The organism is Mycolicibacter heraklionensis (genome assembly GCF_019645815.1).
Lineage (GTDB): Bacteria > Actinomycetota > Actinomycetes > Mycobacteriales > Mycobacteriaceae > Mycobacterium > Mycobacterium heraklionense.
Window position 1 is genome coordinate 1,046,019 of record NZ_CP080997.1, and the last position, 16,203, is coordinate 1,062,221.

The following is a 16,203-nucleotide window of genomic DNA, read 5'->3' on the forward strand; positions in this document are numbered from 1 at the left end:
GCTCGGGCAGAGCGGTCCATTGCAGTTGCATCCCTCCGGTCACGGGTCGGTGGTGGTGTGATCCGTCGATCTAACTCGCCCGGCGCTGCACCAGGGGGCTCGACACTCCGGGGCGGCAAACATCTCGACCATGGCGCCAAAGCCCACGATGCGCTGGGCGTACCACCATTCTCCGAGCCCGAACCGGTGACTCGCCATGGTGTTTGACACCCATTCGCACGCCGCGGCAACCCGTATGGACATTGTGTGCCGCGCAGACCAGGGTGGTGGTATGAGCCGTTGGACAGGGCTCGTCGACCGGTTTCGGCGGCGGGCGAGCGCTCCCGCGCGGGGGTTGTTCCGGCGCGTCGTCCTGATCAATGGTTTGGTCTTCACCTTCGGCACCCTGGTGCTGGCCATGTCACCGGCCACCGTTTCGGGGCCCGTCCGACTGGCCGAGATCCCGGTCCTGATGGTGGGACTCGCCGTCGTGGTGGGCGCCAATGCCCTGCTGTTGCGGTCGAGCCTCGCCCCGCTGGACCGGCTTGCCGCGTCCATGCGACGGGTTGACCTGCTTCGGCACACCGACCGGGTGCACGACCCCGGCGCCGGTGACCTGCACCACCTCATGGCGTCGTTCAACGCGATGCTGGACCGGCTGGAGACCGAACGCGCCTCCTCGAGCGCCTTGGTGCTGGTCGCGCAGGAGAACGAGCGGCAGCGGATCGCCAGGGAGTTGCACGACGAGATCGGTCAAACCCTCACCGTGGCCCTGCTCACCCTCAAGCGCGCCGTCGACGCCGCGCCGGAAGGAATACGGGGTGACCTCGCGGACGCTCAGGAGATCGTGCGGGCCAGTCTCGACGAAGTGCGCGGCATTGCGCGACGGCTGCGCCCGGATGCCTTGGAAGACCTCGGCCTACAGAGCGCCCTGCAGGCACTGTGCAACCAGTTCACCCAGGCGAGCGGCATAGACGTCGTCAAAGACATTGCCCCGCAAGCGGAACGACTCAACCCCAACGTGGAGTTGGTGTGCTATCGCATCGTCCAGGAGAGCTTGACCAATATCGCCCGGCATTCCGGAGCGCAGAAGGTATGGGTGGACCTGCATGTCGATGCGGCAGGAGAGCTGACACTGCGGATCTCCGATGACGGCACCGGCGGCCTGAACGTCGAAGGAGCCGGAATCACCGGAATGCGCGAGCGAGCACTGCTGGTGCACGGCACCCTGACCATCACCTCCTCGGCCGAGCAGGGCACCGAAATCCGGCTGGTGATACCGGCAGCATCAGGGACGGGACCGTCATGATGCCGACGCAGCCGGCGCGCATCCTGCTCGCCGATGATCACGCCCTGATGCGCAGTGGGCTGCGGATGATCCTGGACGCCGAGCCCGACCTGTCTGTCGTCGCCGAGGCCGCCGACGGTTCCGAGGCGCTCGCAGCGTTGCAGGAAACCCCCGTCGACCTGGCCATTCTGGACATCGCGATGCCGCGGATGACCGGATTGCAGGCCGCCCGCGAGATCAACCGCAACCATCCGCATGTGCGGGTGCTGATGCTGTCGATGCACGACAACGAGCAGTACTTCTTCGAAGCCCTCAAGGCCGGCGCGTCGGGCTACGTCTTGAAGTCGGTGGCCGACCGTGACCTGCTCGAGGCCTGCCGGGCGACGATTCGCGGTGAGCCGTTTCTGTACGCCGGGGCGGTGACCGCGCTGATCCGGGACTACCTGCATCGGGCGCGGCACGGCACTACGCTGCCGGAAACCATCCTCACCCCGCGCGAAGAAGAAGTCCTCAAGTTGATCGCCGAGGGCTTCTCGGCGCGAGAAATCGCCAAGACCCTCGGGATCAGCGCCAAGACAGTCGACCGCCACCGGACCAATACCCTGCAGAAGTTGGGCCTGCGCGACCGCCTCGCACTCACCCGGTACGCGATCAGGACCGGGTTAATCGAGCCGTAACGGGGCGCCGCCCTCAATCGTCATGGGTGTTTAACCCCCCGCCGAATGGGGGTTGCATTCCATGGCGCGGGGCCGCTGCACCACAGAGACTGGTTTCAGTGGTGGTGGGAGATGGGTGCGGACGTGTTCTGGGCGCGTCCGCGGTCTCCTCACGATTAGTGCCACGACTGAACGCATCGACTTAAACGAAACGGCCCGTGGAGCGTGATGCTGGCGATACTGCTTGCCCATGTTGTTGGCACGGCTGCGGCACCAGCGTTGGTGCGCAGGTGGGGCAGGGCGGCGTTCTATCCGCTGGGATCGATCCCGCTGGTATCGCTGGGCTGGGTGGTGGCGAACTGGCCGACCGGGCCGGCCGACGACCACCGCGTCACGGTGCCCTGGGTGCCCGGACTGTCGATGGACATCGCGCTGCGGTTCGATTCGCTCAGCGCGATCATGTGCGTGCTGGCGTTGGGGATCGGCGCCCTGGTCTTGTTCTACTGCGCCGCCTACTTCCGGCCGGTCGGGTCGCACACCGAAACCGATCCGCGGCTGCCCAGCTTCGCCGCGAAGATGGTCGGCTTCGCCGGAGCCATGTTCGGGCTGATGGTCGCCGACAACGCGTTGGTGCTCTACGTGTTCTGGGAAATGACGACGGTGTTGTCGTTCCTGTTGATCGGCCACTACGCCGAACGTGCCATCAACCGCCGGGCCGCCACCCAGGCATTGCTGGTCACCACTGCCGGCGGGCTGGCCATGCTGGTCGGCATCATCATGCTGGGCAACGCCGCCGGCAGCTACCTGCTGTCGGATCTGGTGGCCCATCCGCCGTCGGGGACCGTCGTCACCGTCGGGGTGCTGCTGATCCTGGTCGGTGCGCTCAGCAAGTCGGCGATTGTGCCGCTGCATTTCTGGCTGCCCGGCGCCATGGCGGCACCGACACCGGTCAGTGCCTACCTGCATGCCGCGGCGATGGTCAAAGCCGGGATCTATCTGGTGGCGAGGCTGGCTCCGGGGTTCGCCGATTCGCCCGGGTGGCGACCGACGCTGGTGATTCTCGGATTGGCCACCGCACTGTTGGCGGGCTGGCGGGCGGTGCGCGAGTACGACCTGAAGCTGCTGCTGGCCTACAGCACCGTCAGCCAGCTGGGCTTGATGATCGTGCTGGTCGGAGCCGGTACCGGTGATCTGATGCTGGCCGGGTTGACCGCCATGTGCGCGCACGCGGCGGCCAAGGCGACGCTGTTCATGGTGGTCGGGATCATCGACCACGCCACCGGCACCCGCGACCTGCGCGAATTGGCCGGGTTGGGGCGCCGCTGCCCGGGGCTGTTCCTGGTCGCCGCCGCGGCCGCCGCCAGCATGGCCGGAGTGCCGCCGTTCGTGGGCTTCATCGCCAAAGAGACCATCTTCGGAACCGAGGCACATTCCCCGGTCCTGGGTTCCGCCGGTCCGTATGTGCTGGCCGCCGGCGTGCTCGCGTCGATGTTCACCGTGATCTACAGCGTGCGGTTCATCTGGGGCGGCTTCGCCGGCAAGGGCCGGTCCGCGCCGAGCGCCGCCGTGGCGGGCCTGCACCGCCCCGACGCGGCTTTCCTGGCGCCGCCGGCGGTGCTGGCCGCCACCAGCCTGGCCCTGGGGTTGTGTGCGCTCACCCTCGACACCGTGTTGCGCAGCTACGCCGACACCATGCCCGGCGGAACGGGCTATCACCTGGCGCTGTGGCACGGGGTGGGGCTGCCGGTGTTGCTTTCGGCGTTGGTATTGGTGGTCGGCGCCGGTGTCTTCACCGCGCGAGGCCCGCTGCGGCTGTCCCGGCTGCGCCGGCTGCCGGTGGGCAAGGCCGACCGGATCTACGACGACGTACTGCGGCTGCTCGACGTGGCGGCGGTACGGCTGACCGGGATCACCCAGCGCGGCTCCCTGCCGATCAACCAGGCGATGATCTTCACGACGCTGGTGGTGCTCCCGCTGACGGCGCTGGCGCTGGGCGCGCGCAATCATGTCGAACTGCACCTGTGGGATACGCCGCTGCAACTGACGGTCGCCGTGCTGGTGGTCGCCGGCGGGATCGGCGCGACCATGGCCCGCAACCGGCTGTCCGCGGTGGTGATGGTGGGGGTGACCGGTTACGGCTGCGCCGCGGCATTCGCCTTCCACGGCGCGCCCGACCTGGCGCTGACCCAGCTGCTGGTCGAGACCGTGACCATGGTGATCTTCGTGCTGGTGTTGCGCACGCTGCCGGCGGAAGCGGAGCGGCCCACCATGGCGCTACACCGGCTGCCGCGCATCCTGCTGGCCGGTGCGGTTGGTGTCAGCGTCGCCGTGCTGGCGGCCTTCGCGATGGCGGCGCGCACCCGAGATGGTGTGTCCGAAGCGTTGCCCGAGGCCGCCTACGTCCGTGGCCACGGCGCCAACACCGTCAACGTGCTGCTGGTCGACGTCCGGGCCTGGGACACCCTCGGGGAGATCTCGGTGCTGCTGGTCGCCGCGACCGGCGTGGCCTCGATGGTGTTCCGCAACCGCCGGTTCGGCCGGGCGCCGCGGATCGCCGACGCCGGCAGCCCGCGCAAGACCGTGGGCATCACCACCCCCTACAGCCCGGCCATCGGGTCCACCACCTGGCTGCGGGGCAGCGCCTACCACGATCCCAATGAGCGGTCGCTGGTGCTGGAGGTCGCGACCCGGATCATCTTCCCGCTGATCATGGTGGTCTCGATCTACTTCCTGTTCGCCGGGCACAACTATCCCGGCGGTGGCTTCGCCGGCGGCCTGGCCGCCGGGCTCGGGCTGGCGTTGCGCTACCTCGCCGGCGGCCGTTACGAGCTCGGCGAGACGCTGCCCCTGGACTCCAGCAAGATCCTGGGTGTCGGGCTGGCTCTGGTCGGAGGCACGGCGCTGGGATCGCTGTTCCTGGGGGCGCCGGTGCTGTCCTCGGCGGTGCTGAGCTTCACGCTTCCGGTGCTGGGCCACGTCAACGTGGTGACGTCGTTGTTCTTCGATCTGGGCGTGTATCTGGTGGTGGTCGGCATGGTGCTCGACGTGCTGCGCAGCCTGGGAGTGCGATTGGACCAGGAGCTTGAATCGCAGCCCCCGACCCGACCGCTGGCAGGAGTGTCATGACCGCCCATCTGGTTCCGCTGCTGATGGCCGCCGGGCTCACCTCCTGCGGTGTCTACATGCTGCTGGAGCGCAGCCTCACCCGAATGTTGTTGGGCCTGATGATGATCGGCAATGCCGTCAACCTGTTGCTCATCGACGTCGGCGGGCCCGACGGGAACCCGCCGATCTATTGGGCCAGCTCCGGCAAGGCCACCGATGCCGATGCGCTGGCTCAGGCCATGGTGCTGACCTCCATCGTCATCACGATGGGTGTGGGCGCGTTCGTGCTTGCCCTGACCTACCGCTCCTACAACCTGACGACCACCGACGACATCGGCGACGACCAGGAAGCCACCCGCGTCTCGCAGCTGTCCGACGAAGAGGTCATCGCCGCCGAACCCGACCAGGGCGTGCCGGTGGCGGCCGGTGAGCTCGACGCCGTTCCCGAAAGCGAGGTGTCACGGTGAGTCTTGCCGCCGTCTTGATGCCGCTGCCGGTCTTGCTGCCCACGCTGGGCGCGGCGCTGACTCTCATCGTTGGTCGTCGCCCCCGGCTACAGCGGCCGATCACCATCGGTGTGCTGTGCGCGGTGGCCGCGGTCAGCGCGGTGTTGCTGTACCTGACCGACCGCAACGGCACGCTGGTGCTGCATGTCGGAGGTTGGGGGCCGACCGAGCAGGGGTTGGGTCCGCTGGGCATCAGCCTGGTCGTCGACCGACTGTCGGCGCTGATGCTGGTGGTGTCGGCGATCGTGCTGCTCGCGGTCATGGTCTACGCCATCGGGCAGGGTGTCCGCGACGGTGACGACCGCCAGCCGGTGTCGATCTTTCTGCCCACCTACCTGACCCTGGCCACCGGCGTCTCCCTGGCGTTTCTGGCCGGTGACCTGTTCAACCTGTTCGTCGGGTTCGAGATGCTGCTGTCGGCGAGCTTCGTACTGCTCACCATCGGCGCCAGTGCCGAACGCATCCGTGCCGGCATCGGCTACGTGATGGTCTCGATGGCCTCGTCGTTGGTCTTTCTGTTCGGCATCGCGCTGGTCTACGCGGCCACCGGCACGCTGAACCTCGCCGAGCTGGCGACGCGGACCGGCGACCTGCCCGGCGGCACCCGCAGCGCGGTGTTCGCGGTGCTGCTGGTGGCGTTCGGCATCAAGGCCGCGGTGTTCCCGCTGTCGGCGTGGCTGCCCGACGCCTATCCCACCGCGCCCGCCCCGATCACCGCGGTGTTCGCCGGGATCCTGACCAAAGTCGGTGTGTACGCGATCATCCGGGCGCACTCACTGCTGTTTCCCGACGGGGGACTGGACTCGGTGCTGCTGGTCGCGGCGCTGTTGACCATGCTGATCGGGATCTTCGGCGCCATCGCGCAGAGCGACATCAAGCGGGTGTTGTCGTTCACGCTGGTCAGCCACATCGGCTTCATGATGTTCGGGGTCGCGTTGTCGAGCCAGCTGGGCATGTCCGGCGCCATCTTCTACGTGATGCACCACATCATCGTGATGACCACACTGTTCCTGGCGGCCGGACTGATCGAACGCCAGGGCGGCGCTTCGTCGCTGCACCGGCTGGGCGGTCTGATCGCCAACCCGCTGCTGGCTTTCGTGTTCCTGGTGCCGGCGTTCAATCTCGGTGGTATTCCGCCCTTTTCGGGCTTCATCGGCAAGACCGCCGTGCTGCAGGCCGGCGTGGGTGACGGGTCCGTGCTGGCCTGGTGCCTGGTGGGCGGCGCGGTGGTGACCAGTCTGCTGACGCTGTATGTGCTGGCGCGGGTGTGGACCATGGCGTTCTGGCGCCGCCGCGTCGACGCACCCGAGGGCGAGCTGGTGCTCGCCGCCCCGCCGGTGCTGCTCGACGACGTCGGCGACGTCGCCTATGACGACCGTGATGACGTCGGAAAGATGCCGACGTGGATGGTGGTCCCGACGCTCGCGCTGATCGCGCTGGGCTTGTCGCTGAGCGTGCTGGCCGGCCCGATTTTCGCCTACACCCAGCGGGCCGCCGCCGAGGTTTTGGACCGGGGCGAATACATCTCGACCGTGCTGTCAGTGGGCACACCATGAGGGCCGTCGCATTGAAGATGTTCGCGGTGTCCGCGCTGGCGACGGTATGGGTGCTGTTGTGGGGCCGTTTCACGATCCCCAACATCGTCACGGGGATCGTGGTCGCGGTGGTGATCCTGGTCCTGCTGCCCATGCCGCCCGTGCCGGTACAGGGCCGGGTGCATCTGGTGCCGCTGGTGACGCTGATCGGGCTGTTCACCTGGTATCTGATGGAGTCCAGCGTTCAGTTGATGTGGCTGGCGATCCGACCCGGACCGCCGCCGCTCACCGGGGTGCTACGGGTGCCGCTGACCATCAAGTCCGACCTGGTTCTGGTGCTGGCCGCCAACATCACCACGCTGATTCCCGGATCGATGGTGCTGGAGATCGATCAGGTGCGCCGCATCCTGTACTGCCATGTGATCGATGTCGGGTCCGCCCAGGCGGTCGAACGTTTCTATCAGCAGGTCGCGCAGGTGGAGCGACTGTTGATCGCCGCCTTCGAGCGTGACGACGAGTGGCAGCCCGCGGGAGTAGGCGCATGAACGTGATCTGGGGAATGGCGGGTGTGCTGTTGGGCGTCGCCGCCGTCATCACCATGTATCGGCTGCTGGCCGGACCTTCCACCTTGGACCGGCTGGTGGCGCTGGACACGCTGGCCGCGATGACCATGTGCGGTATCGGTATCTGGGCCGCGGTCAGCCGGGACACCACCGTGACCTACAGCCTCGCGGCGCTGGCGCTGGTCGGCTTCATCGGGTCGGTGAGCGTGGCACGTTTCCGGGTTCCCGACGACGCACCTGATCTGGGGAGGCAGCCGTGATCGTGCTCGACGTGCTCGCCGGGGTGCTGGTGCTCGCCGGGTCGGTGCTGGCGCTGACGGCGGCCATCGGAGTGGTGCGGTTCCCCGACACCTTGGCCCGCATGCATTCGGCCACCAAACCGCAGGTGTTGGGCCTGTTGCTGGTGCTGTTCGGTGCGTTGATCCGGCTGCGCGGCAGCCACGATGCGGGGATGGTGACGGTGAGCATCCTGTTCACCCTCATCACCGCGCCCGTGGTGGCGCACCGGGTGGGTCGGCTGGCCTATCAGGAGCAGGACATGACCGAGGTACTGACCGTTGACGAGCTCGGCGAGCTGAGCGAGGACGATCAGCTGCCGCTGTGAGCGGGGCGCAGCACCGCGACCAGGAAATCGGAGTTCTCGGTGAACGGCCGCAGGTCCCAGGTGGCCAGCAGTAGATCGGTCGCGAAACCGGCGGCCGACGCGTCGCGCAGGAACTGATCGAAGTCGTAGTCCCGGTCGGCACCGAAGCCGATCACGGTCCGGCCGTCGTCGGCGCAGTGGGCGCGCAACCGGCGCAGGATCTCGACCCGTGTGCTCGGGGCCACGAACGTCATGACGTTGCCCGCGGACACGATGATGTCGAACGGTTCGGAGATGCCGCGGGCGGGCAGGTCGAGTTCGGCGAGGTCGCCCACCAGATAGCGCGGCCCGGGATAGTCCTGCCCGGCGGCCTCGATGAGCTCCGGATCGACATCGACACCGACCACGTCGTGACCACACTTGGCCAGCACGCCGGCGACCCGGCCCGGGCCGCAGCCGGCGTCGAGGATGCGTGCACCGCGTGCGGCCATCGCGTCGATGAAGCGCGCTTCGCCGGCCAGATCCTTACCGGCGCGGGCCATCTCGCGGAAGCGTTCGATGTACCACTGCGAATGTCCCGGGTCGCCGGCGACTTTCTGCATCCAGAGGCTCTGCTCGACCATGAGTGCATTCTCCCAGGGGCGTCACGGGGTGGGCAGGTGGACTTCCAGGGAATCCAGCAGTGCCTGCTTAGCGGCGATGTAGTGGGGGTTGTCGGCGTCGGTGGTCTGCAGGGTGAGCGTGATCGCCCAGATCCGGTCTGCCGTGTTCTGCACCGCGACGAGCAGGCCGGTCGCGGGTCGGCCCTGCAGGTTGTAGGTGATCGTTCTGCTCGGAAAGCCCGACACCGTGCCTGCGACGTCGGTGTCGAGGTCACCGACGAGGTCGATGACCGCGGCGCGCTCCTTGGCCAGGGCCTGCGATGGCAGTCCCACCTGGCCGGTGAGCTCTTCGCACGTCACCACCGCGTTGGGCGTGAAGCCGTGCCGCCGCAGCTCCTGGTTGAACAGGATGCCGCGGATCGACGTCTCGTCTTTGCCCGGCATGAACCCCCAACCCGGCGGCCGGGGGAGGGTGATCGTCGGTTCGTCGGGCGTGCGGGGATCCAGCTGGATGAGTCCCTCGCTGGCTGGCTGACTCTCGGGTTCCACGTCAAGTCCTTTCCGTGCGTCAGGAACGAGAACCAGGCCAGCGCCCGATCGGCCAGCGTTTGCGGACGTAGACGGCGCCGAAGCAGAGGTAGGCGAAGAACGTGCCGCCAGCGACGGCGCTGAGTAAGTCCGACGTTTCGGGGTTCTTCACTGAGCCGTAGAGCGCGACGGCGAACAATGCGGCGCACACCATCGGGCCGATGACCCAAAACAGCCACTTCGACTTCGCGTCCTTGCGTGGATCCACCGGAATTGCGATGAGAAGCCCGACTACCCCGGCGATGAAGATCATGCGCTCTGCGTTGCTGATGGTGATCGTTCTCCCTTACCTGTGGCCCAGCTCAGCCGAAGAGGCTACGCCAAACACTGTGTGACAAATCCGAAATCTCTTCGCCCATCTTCTTTCCGATGTCGCTGCCGATCACGCCGCCGACCACCGCTCCGACGCCGGCGCCGATGACGGTTCCGGCCCCCGGGACGATCATGGTCCCGATCCAGGCCCCCGCTTCGGCCCCAGTGGTGGCGCCGACCAAGCCACCGCCGATATCTCCCACGGTTTTGGCGCCGACGTCGACCAGGGTGGTGCTCAGGGCGGCACCGTTGCTCACGTCGTTGGCGCCCTCGACGATCCCGTTCACGCCGGTGACGAAGTTTCCGACGAAACCCAGCCGTTTGCCGAACCTCTCGACGGTCTCCAACGCAGTACCCATCGGGACGCCGCCCGGAATTGCGGCGCTCGGCGATCCGCCCGGGACGAACTTCCCAACATTGGCGGGTACGTTCGCACGTTCACCTGCCGCCGCGAGGCCGTCGCCGACGTTGCCCCATTTGCCGTTGACCTGGGTGGGTTGGCTCGGCCGGGCCGGCGGACCCCCGGGTGGAATTATCGCCGGGGTTCCGGACGTCAGCCAGGGCGCGATGACCCCGGCGGCGCCGTTACCGTCGGCGCCCGTGGGCGTGCCGGTGGGAGTCGCCCCGGCGCCACCGTCGCCACCGGCGGCGCCCGCGGGCGGGCCGGTGGGAGCCGCCCCGGCCCCGCCGTCCGCCCCGCCGGCCGGTTGGTTCTCGGCGTCGTACTTGCGGATATCGGGGTTATAGCCGTCCTTGACCCGCAGGTTGGTCAGGGCCTGCTTCAGGGTCTTGGAGTAGTCGTTGCGGAAAAACGTCTCGTTGTGCAGGGCCGTCTCGGTGTCGGCCTTGGCTGCCTGACGAACATTCTCGATATCGGCGTCGCGATCCAGGCCCTGGTTCTCCAGGTCGAGGTAGTGGCCGATCAGATAGTCGGCGGTCCCCAGGTTCTCATTGAGTGACTTGATGTTGCCCCGCGAGGTTGCCCGGGCCTGAGCCAGGGCGGCAGCGATGGTCTCCAGGTCGGCGGCGATCTGACCGAGCTGCTCATTGGTGGCATGCAGGCTGTCTTTGACGCGCTGCACCTCGGCCCCGTTGTTGATGGGTTGCTCGCCGTTTTCGCGGTTGTACTGCGTGAAGTGTTCTTGGGCGGCGCGGAAGGACTCTTCGGCGGCGGTGGCCGAACCGGCGGCGGAGTGGAAGGCCTGGGCCAAGAAGTTGATCTGGGTGGGGCTGCCGGCCTGCAGACTGTCGTCGATCGCCCACGGATCACCACCGGCCTGCGCGACGAGGTCGTCGACGTTCAGGTGCTGCAGGGTGGGACGACTCACTGTTGGGGGCCGGCGACGTCTCGCAACAGTGTGGCGTTGTGGTTGTCCATCTGGGTGAAGCCGGCGGCGGCGGTGCGCACGTTCTCGGCGATGCCGGTGAGGTTCTGGTGGTGGCCCTGCAGGGCGTCGCGATGACTGTCCTTGGCGCTGCCCAGCGCGGCGTGGAAACCGTGTGCGTCGTCGAAATCGCCGAACATCTTGGCGGTCACGCCGGCCACGTCGAGGCGCTGGGCGCCCTCGTTGGCGTGCCCGCCGGCGTCGTCGGACACGTTTGCCCCGGTGCGCAACGCATGGGGGATGACGTGCATCGCCTGTCACCTTCCGTCCGCTGGTGTCGGGATAAAAGCCTACCGACGGGCGCCGAACCGTCAATTCACCCGCAAAACCAAGGGAAAACCCTGTTTCGCCACCGTGCCGCCGAATCCTAGATTCAGCCAAGGGGCCTCCGGGAGGAAGGCCGGGAGGAAGGAGTGAGGCCGTGTGGTTCAAGGGTCTTGCTGTTGCTGCGGGCCTGATCGGGGCCGCTGTCGAATCGGTCGGCCCCGGGCGGCCCGCGCCGCTTTCGGGGACCTACACGATGACCATCACCGACGGCGCCGGCATAGTCCGAGCCGGATCCGCCTATACCTGGTTCCTGGCCCCGTGCGGTGCCGACTGCCTCAACATCCATGACACCGACATCGGCTGGGACAGGGACGCCCACCTTGAGGGCAACCGGTGGGTGTGGACCCTCGATGAGGGCAAATTGACCCATTCCTTCGACCAGAAGACCCTGGCCGGGACGCTGGCCGGCTCGTCAGCCACCATCTGGTGGGTGTTGACCAAGAACGCCTGACGGCGGCGGCGTCACACCAGCGGGCGACCGGCGCGGATGCGACGGTCGAGGTCCCACAGGATCAAGTTGAACGGGAAGCCGCGCAAGAACTGCGGCAGCAGATTGTTGACGCCGCGAAGAGCGCCCATCAACCGGTCGAACCGACGTTGCTTGTCGGCGTCCCACGGCAGCTGCATCTCGTCACGGAAGCGCTGCGGAAGGAAGCCGGTGGTGATCAGCAGCGCGAGCCGCTCGTTGGCCCGCTGCAAGGGGCCGGGCAGGGTCAGGCCCCGCAGCCGGCTCGCGGCGATCGGCTTCAGGTATTCGCGGACGGCGTCGTCGATGTGCACTTTGTCCAGCTGCTCCTGCCAGTACTGGTCAAAGGCGGCCCGGTCGGCAGGCCACATGTCCTCGGGCACCTGCAGCATGGTGGCCATCGCCTTGCCCTCATTGTGGTAGTGCCGGTCGGCGTGCTCGTCGTCCATCTCGCCGAGGAAGATGCGGTGGATGTCGACGTTGCCCTTGTACAGGCAGGCCCCCACCCACAGCTGCAGGTCACGGTCGAACGCGTTGTACTTCACCGGGCTGTCAGCGGTGGACCGAACCTGACGGTGCGCACTGTTCACCGCTTCACGGAAGGCGGCCTTCTGCTCGTCGCTGCCCTGGGTGGAGACCACCAGGTAGGTGAACGTGGTGCGAGCTCGCTTGATCGGATGCAGGTCGACCCGGCCGCTTTCGACCTTGCTCTCCATCACGCCGTAGCCCACCCCGGGCCGGGCGAGTTGCATGATCACGTTGGCGGGTCCGGCCAGCAGCGCCACGCCCATCATCATGTTGTCGTCGCAGGTGACCTGCGGCAGCCAGGAACGTCTGGAACGCCTGGGTGGCGCGGGGTGCGCGCCCAGCGAGTCGTTCACCGAACGCTCCACCAGGGGAACCGGCTCGCTGATTGTCATTACTGCACCTCGCTGATTGTGAGAACGTCGGTTTCCTGATATTGCCCAGCTGAGGGCCCGGTGTCAAGATGGTGAACGTGGTTTCTGCCGTGCCCGAGCGCCCCTACCGGGGTGTGCAAGCAGCCGACCGGCTGGCCGAGCGCCGGGAGCGCCTGCTGGCGGCCGGGCTCGACGTGCTGGGCGCCCGCGAGTTGGTCGAGTTGACCGTGCGCGGGATCTGCCACCGGGCCGGCGTGGCGTCGCGGTATTTCTACGAGAGCTTCGCCGACAAGGACGAGTTCGTGGCCGCGGTGTTCGACCGAGTGGTCGGTGACCTGGCGGCCAGCACCCAGGCCGCGGTGGCTGCGGTGCCCTCGGCCGAGCAGACCCGCGCCGGGATGGCTCACTTGGTGGCGGCCATCGCCGGGGACGCTCGCGTCGGCCGGATGCTGTTCAGCACTCAGCTGACCAACGCGCTACTGGTGCGCAAGCGCGCTGAATCCAGCGCGCTGTTCGCCATGTTGTCCGGCCGCCACGTGCAGAACGTCTTGCGGGTGCCGGGCAACGAGCGGATCAAGGCGGTCGCGCATTTCGTGGTCGGCGGGGTGGCCCAGACGATCAGCGCCTGGCTGGCCGGCGATATCAAGCTGGCGCCGGAGCACCTGGTGGACCAGCTGACCGCGCTGCTGGGCCAACTCGATGACCCGGCCCTGTTCCGGGGCTGAGTCCGATGGCGATGCCCCGCTGCTAGCCGAGTTCCCGCGCCATCGCATCGAAGGCACGCAGGGTGTCGGAGAACATCCGCGAGTCAGCCGCGTAGGACTGGGTGGACAACTTGGCGCCGACCACCTCCGCGGCGCGGTTGATATAGATCAGCTGGCCGCACATGCCCTGGCACAACACCACATTGCTGCCCGGGTAGGGGAACCACACCTGATTGCGGTACATCCCGCCGGGCATTCCGGTGTCATCAGGGCTGGCGGCGAACGCCTGACGCGAGTCGGGACCGCCGTCGAGGGTATCGGCGATCCACCCCGCCGGCACCACCTGCCGGCCGGTCAACGAAGCCCCTCCGCGTAAGAACAGCGACCCGAACCGGATCAGGTCGGTGAGGCAGGCGCTGATGCCGCCGTCGAAAAACCCGGTGCCGACCGGGTCCACGCCTATGGTGGCGTCGCATTGGGCACCGATGCGGCTCCACACCAGCTCCGACATCAGTTCGGGCATCCGCTGGCCGCCGGCGACCTCGCAGATCCAGCCGAGTACGTCGGTTTCGCACGAGCGGTACTCGAACGGGCCGCCGTGCGCCGACTTCTGCCGCAACGTCAGCAGAAAATCACACAGAGTGGCCGGACTGTCCGTGCCGCTGCCGGGGGCCCACCCGACCGCCTCGTCGAGGGTGTGTATCTCCGCGGTCGGGTGCAGGTAGTTGTCCGAGAAGGCGATACCCGAGCGCATATCCAGCAGGTGGCGCACCGTCGCGCCGGCGTAGCCGCAGTCCGCCAGTGCGGGCACGTACGCGGTGACCGGTGCCTCGAGGGCGATGGCCCCCGCCCCGTGCAGCGCGCCGACGACGGCGGCCACCATTGACTTGCTCACCGAGAACAGCAAGTGCCGGGTGTGCGAGCCCAGGGCGCCGGCGTACTCCTCAGCTACCAGCTCGCCGCGGTGGGCGACGGCCCACCCGTCGGTCGCGGTGGCCTCCATGACGGCGCCGACGGTGGCGACGGCTCCATCCGTCGTGGTCACCGGGGCCGAGGCCAGCTCGGCGCCGGTCGTGGGCAGCACCGCGGCGGGCCCGGTCCCGCGCGATATCACCGCGGTCGGCACGAAGTCTTCGACGTGCTGAAACGACCACCGCGAATACGGTTCAGACAGCCAGTTGTCCAGGGAGATCCCGTCCGGGATGCGGCCCGGCGCGGCGTCGCTCACGCGCGCGCGACGAGCCGGGAGACGATCGGCGTGGCCGGTGTCAGGGGTGTTGAGACAAATTTCGCTCTCATGCCTTTGACCCAGCGCTGGCAGCGTTCGGTCAGTCGATAATCGGTGGTCTGCAAGTGTCCGCGGGTGACGAGTACGCCGAGTTGGGCGCCTTCGGAACGCAAGTCTCCGGGTGCCGCGACGCGCATGTAGAACGCCTCGGACCCGTCGAGCAGTGTGGCCCAGTCGTTGGCGGACCGCGCAAAGGACACCCGGCCGTCGTCGTCGATGCGCCACACCCCGGTGCGCGGCGTCGCGGTGAAGAGCTCGACCTCCGGCGAGGTCTCGTTGATGATCACCTGGCCCCAGACCTCGTCCTCGCCATAGCCGCGCTCCCAGCGCGCGTTGATCTCGTCGATGTCGAGCTCATACTCCACGTCCATGTACTCGAGCAGATGGAACAGGAACAGCGGCATGTCGGCGTAGGCCTCGGTGGTCAGGTTCGTCATCGGGCTGGCGCCGGACAGTCGCGGGTTGACCTCGCCGAGGTAGAGCTCGTCGGAGTCCAAGTCGTGCAGCAGGTCCACCTCGAAATAGCCGCGATAACCTTCCCGGCTCAGGATGTCGCCCAGCTTTCGCACCATTTCTCGCGCGGCGTGCGTCTGGTCTGGCGGGAGTACTTCGCGCCAGATGTCGTTGCCGCACCAGGCGCCGGGATTCGGAGTCAGCTCTGAATAACCGACGAGACTGGTCATCGCGGGGCCGATTACGGTGCCGTGGCGGGTCACCGCACCTTCGATGCACACCTCGACATTGCGGATCCGCTTCATGACTTTGAATTCCTGCTCCGCGGTCAGCTCAGCGGCGTGCTGGTCCCAGTCGGCCTGACCGCGCACAAAGAACGTCCCGCTGCCAGCGTTGCCATAAGGGATGGAGATGACGAGGTCATCTCCTAATCCGGCGTCCCGCGCCAGCGTCAGCAGTTCTTCGTAGGAGCCGGCCCGCCCCATCACGTGCGGCACACTCGGCACGCCCGCCGAGTCGGCCAGGCGCGTCATGATGGTCTTCGAGCCCAGGCGATTGCGCACCGCCACCGAGGGGTGCATGACCTCCAGACCGGCCTGCCGCGCGAGCGTTTGCGTTTCTTCTTCCATCATCACGAAGCAGGCTTTGCCACCGGGGCCCCGGCCCGCGATGAACTCGAGTGTCTCGGGATCGGACAAGAGGTGATTGCACACATCGCCCATGGAGTCGAAATCAAGGCGGTCCCGTCGTCGGGGCACGAACACCCGCGAATGCGTGCCCTCGAACGAGTCGAAGTAGGTCAGGTAGAAGAAGTTTCGAACCCAACGGTCGATGCCCAGCAGGTTGAACGGGGTCGGCGAGATGAAATACAGCGGCGTGGTGTTGGTGTGGAAGAACGCGCGTACGTCAGAGATGCCGGTCAGACAGCGGCGCGGTGTCTCCATGCCCAAAGTGTGCCCTTGCT

Annotated in this window: 18 protein-coding genes; 10 read left to right on the plus strand and 8 right to left on the minus strand. The window is 67.4% G+C overall.

All coding sequences use genetic code 11. The features are described from left to right. The first annotated feature begins 271 nt into the window (after nt 1-271). From K3U94_RS04980 to mnhG, 8 genes are all read left to right on the plus strand, one after another. Entirely contained in the window at nt 272-1,288 is a 1,017-nt protein-coding gene (locus K3U94_RS04980) for a HAMP domain-containing sensor histidine kinase (RefSeq protein WP_220695779.1), read from the plus strand. After that, nucleotides 1,288-1,944: a response regulator transcription factor gene (locus K3U94_RS04985; protein WP_047317433.1), complete on the plus strand. Its 657-nt coding sequence runs from the start codon at nt 1,288-1,290 to the stop codon at nt 1,942-1,944. Before K3U94_RS04980 ends, K3U94_RS04985 begins: the two co-directional genes overlap by 1 nt. Nucleotides 1,945-2,151: 207 nt before the next feature. Beyond that, nucleotides 2,152-5,049, plus strand: a complete 2,898-nt coding sequence (locus tag K3U94_RS04990) for a Na+/H+ antiporter subunit A (RefSeq protein ID WP_220695780.1) — start codon at nt 2,152-2,154, stop codon at nt 5,047-5,049. Beyond that, on the plus strand, nt 5,046-5,495 hold the full coding sequence (locus K3U94_RS04995; RefSeq protein WP_047317431.1) for a Na(+)/H(+) antiporter subunit C: 450 nt from the start codon (nt 5,046-5,048) through the stop codon (nt 5,493-5,495). Before K3U94_RS04990 ends, K3U94_RS04995 begins: the two co-directional genes overlap by 4 nt. Next, nucleotides 5,492-7,090, plus strand: a complete 1,599-nt coding sequence (locus K3U94_RS05000) for a Na+/H+ antiporter subunit D (RefSeq protein WP_267878348.1) — start codon at nt 5,492-5,494, stop codon at nt 7,088-7,090. Before K3U94_RS04995 ends, K3U94_RS05000 begins: the two co-directional genes overlap by 4 nt. After that, nucleotides 7,087-7,614 (plus strand): Na+/H+ antiporter subunit E, encoded by a 528-nt coding sequence (locus tag K3U94_RS05005; RefSeq protein WP_047317430.1) that lies wholly within the window; start codon nt 7,087-7,089, stop codon nt 7,612-7,614. Before K3U94_RS05000 ends, K3U94_RS05005 begins: the two co-directional genes overlap by 4 nt. Continuing rightward, a complete protein-coding gene (locus K3U94_RS05010; RefSeq protein WP_220695781.1) occupies nt 7,611-7,892 on the plus strand; it encodes a monovalent cation/H+ antiporter complex subunit F in 282 nt (93 codons plus the stop codon). The genes K3U94_RS05005 and K3U94_RS05010 overlap by 4 nt, the downstream gene beginning before the upstream one ends. Continuing rightward, nucleotides 7,889-8,236, plus strand: a complete 348-nt coding sequence (mnhG, locus tag K3U94_RS05015; RefSeq protein ID WP_047317428.1) for a monovalent cation/H(+) antiporter subunit G — start codon at nt 7,889-7,891, stop codon at nt 8,234-8,236. Before K3U94_RS05010 ends, mnhG begins: the two co-directional genes overlap by 4 nt. Here the strand turns inward: mnhG and K3U94_RS05020 are convergent. From K3U94_RS05020 to K3U94_RS05040, 5 genes are read right to left on the minus strand one after another with little or no spacing between them, the layout of a single operon-like run. After that, the gene (locus K3U94_RS05020; RefSeq protein WP_047317427.1) at nt 8,221-8,838 is read right to left on the minus strand and encodes a class I SAM-dependent methyltransferase; all 618 of its coding nucleotides are present in this window, start codon (nt 8,836-8,838) and stop codon (nt 8,221-8,223) included. The genes mnhG and K3U94_RS05020 overlap by 16 nt on opposite strands. A 21-nt stretch (nt 8,839-8,859) precedes the next feature. Beyond that, nucleotides 8,860-9,366, minus strand: a complete 507-nt coding sequence (locus tag K3U94_RS05025; RefSeq protein WP_052956755.1) for an LpqN/LpqT family lipoprotein — start codon at nt 9,364-9,366, stop codon at nt 8,860-8,862. A gap of 19 nt (nt 9,367-9,385) precedes the next feature. Then, nucleotides 9,386-9,658 carry a hypothetical protein gene (locus K3U94_RS05030; RefSeq protein ID WP_047317426.1) on the minus strand — a complete coding sequence of 91 codons (273 nt, stop codon included), beginning with the start codon at nt 9,656-9,658 and terminating at the stop codon, nt 9,386-9,388. Nucleotides 9,659-9,707: 49 nt separating this feature from the next. After that, the gene (locus K3U94_RS05035) at nt 9,708-11,045 is read right to left on the minus strand and encodes a putative alpha/beta hydrolase (RefSeq protein ID WP_052956754.1); all 1,338 of its coding nucleotides are present in this window, start codon (nt 11,043-11,045) and stop codon (nt 9,708-9,710) included. Then, nucleotides 11,042-11,353, minus strand: coding sequence for a DUF2563 family protein (locus K3U94_RS05040; protein WP_047317425.1), 312 nt, complete (start codon nt 11,351-11,353; stop codon nt 11,042-11,044). The genes K3U94_RS05035 and K3U94_RS05040 overlap by 4 nt, the downstream gene beginning before the upstream one ends. Nucleotides 11,354-11,523: 170 nt before the next feature. Here K3U94_RS05040 and K3U94_RS05045 point away from each other — a divergent pair, with 170 nt between their 5' ends. Then, on the plus strand, nt 11,524-11,880 hold the full coding sequence (locus K3U94_RS05045) for a hypothetical protein (protein WP_047317424.1): 357 nt from the start codon (nt 11,524-11,526) through the stop codon (nt 11,878-11,880). An 11-nt stretch (nt 11,881-11,891) separates the two neighbouring features. Here K3U94_RS05045 and K3U94_RS05050 read toward each other — a convergent pair whose 3' ends face one another. Beyond that, complete coding sequence (locus K3U94_RS05050) at nt 11,892-12,815, minus strand: oxygenase MpaB family protein (RefSeq protein WP_047317423.1); 924 nt, start codon at nt 12,813-12,815, stop codon at nt 11,892-11,894. 68 nt (nt 12,816-12,883) lie between these two features. Between K3U94_RS05050 and K3U94_RS05055 the strand changes: the two genes are divergently transcribed. Next, the gene (locus tag K3U94_RS05055) at nt 12,884-13,519 is read left to right on the plus strand and encodes a TetR/AcrR family transcriptional regulator (protein WP_047317422.1); all 636 of its coding nucleotides are present in this window, start codon (nt 12,884-12,886) and stop codon (nt 13,517-13,519) included. Nucleotides 13,520-13,541: 22 nt separating this feature from the next. Here the strand turns inward: K3U94_RS05055 and K3U94_RS05060 are convergent, their stop codons facing one another. Continuing rightward, on the minus strand, nt 13,542-14,702 hold the full coding sequence (locus tag K3U94_RS05060; protein ID WP_434084917.1) for a serine hydrolase domain-containing protein: 1,161 nt from the start codon (nt 14,700-14,702) through the stop codon (nt 13,542-13,544). Nucleotides 14,703-14,722: 20 nt separating this feature from the next. Further along, complete coding sequence (locus tag K3U94_RS05065; RefSeq protein ID WP_220695782.1) at nt 14,723-16,183, minus strand: biotin carboxylase; 1,461 nt, start codon at nt 16,181-16,183, stop codon at nt 14,723-14,725. Between the last annotated feature and the right edge of the window lie 20 nt (nt 16,184-16,203).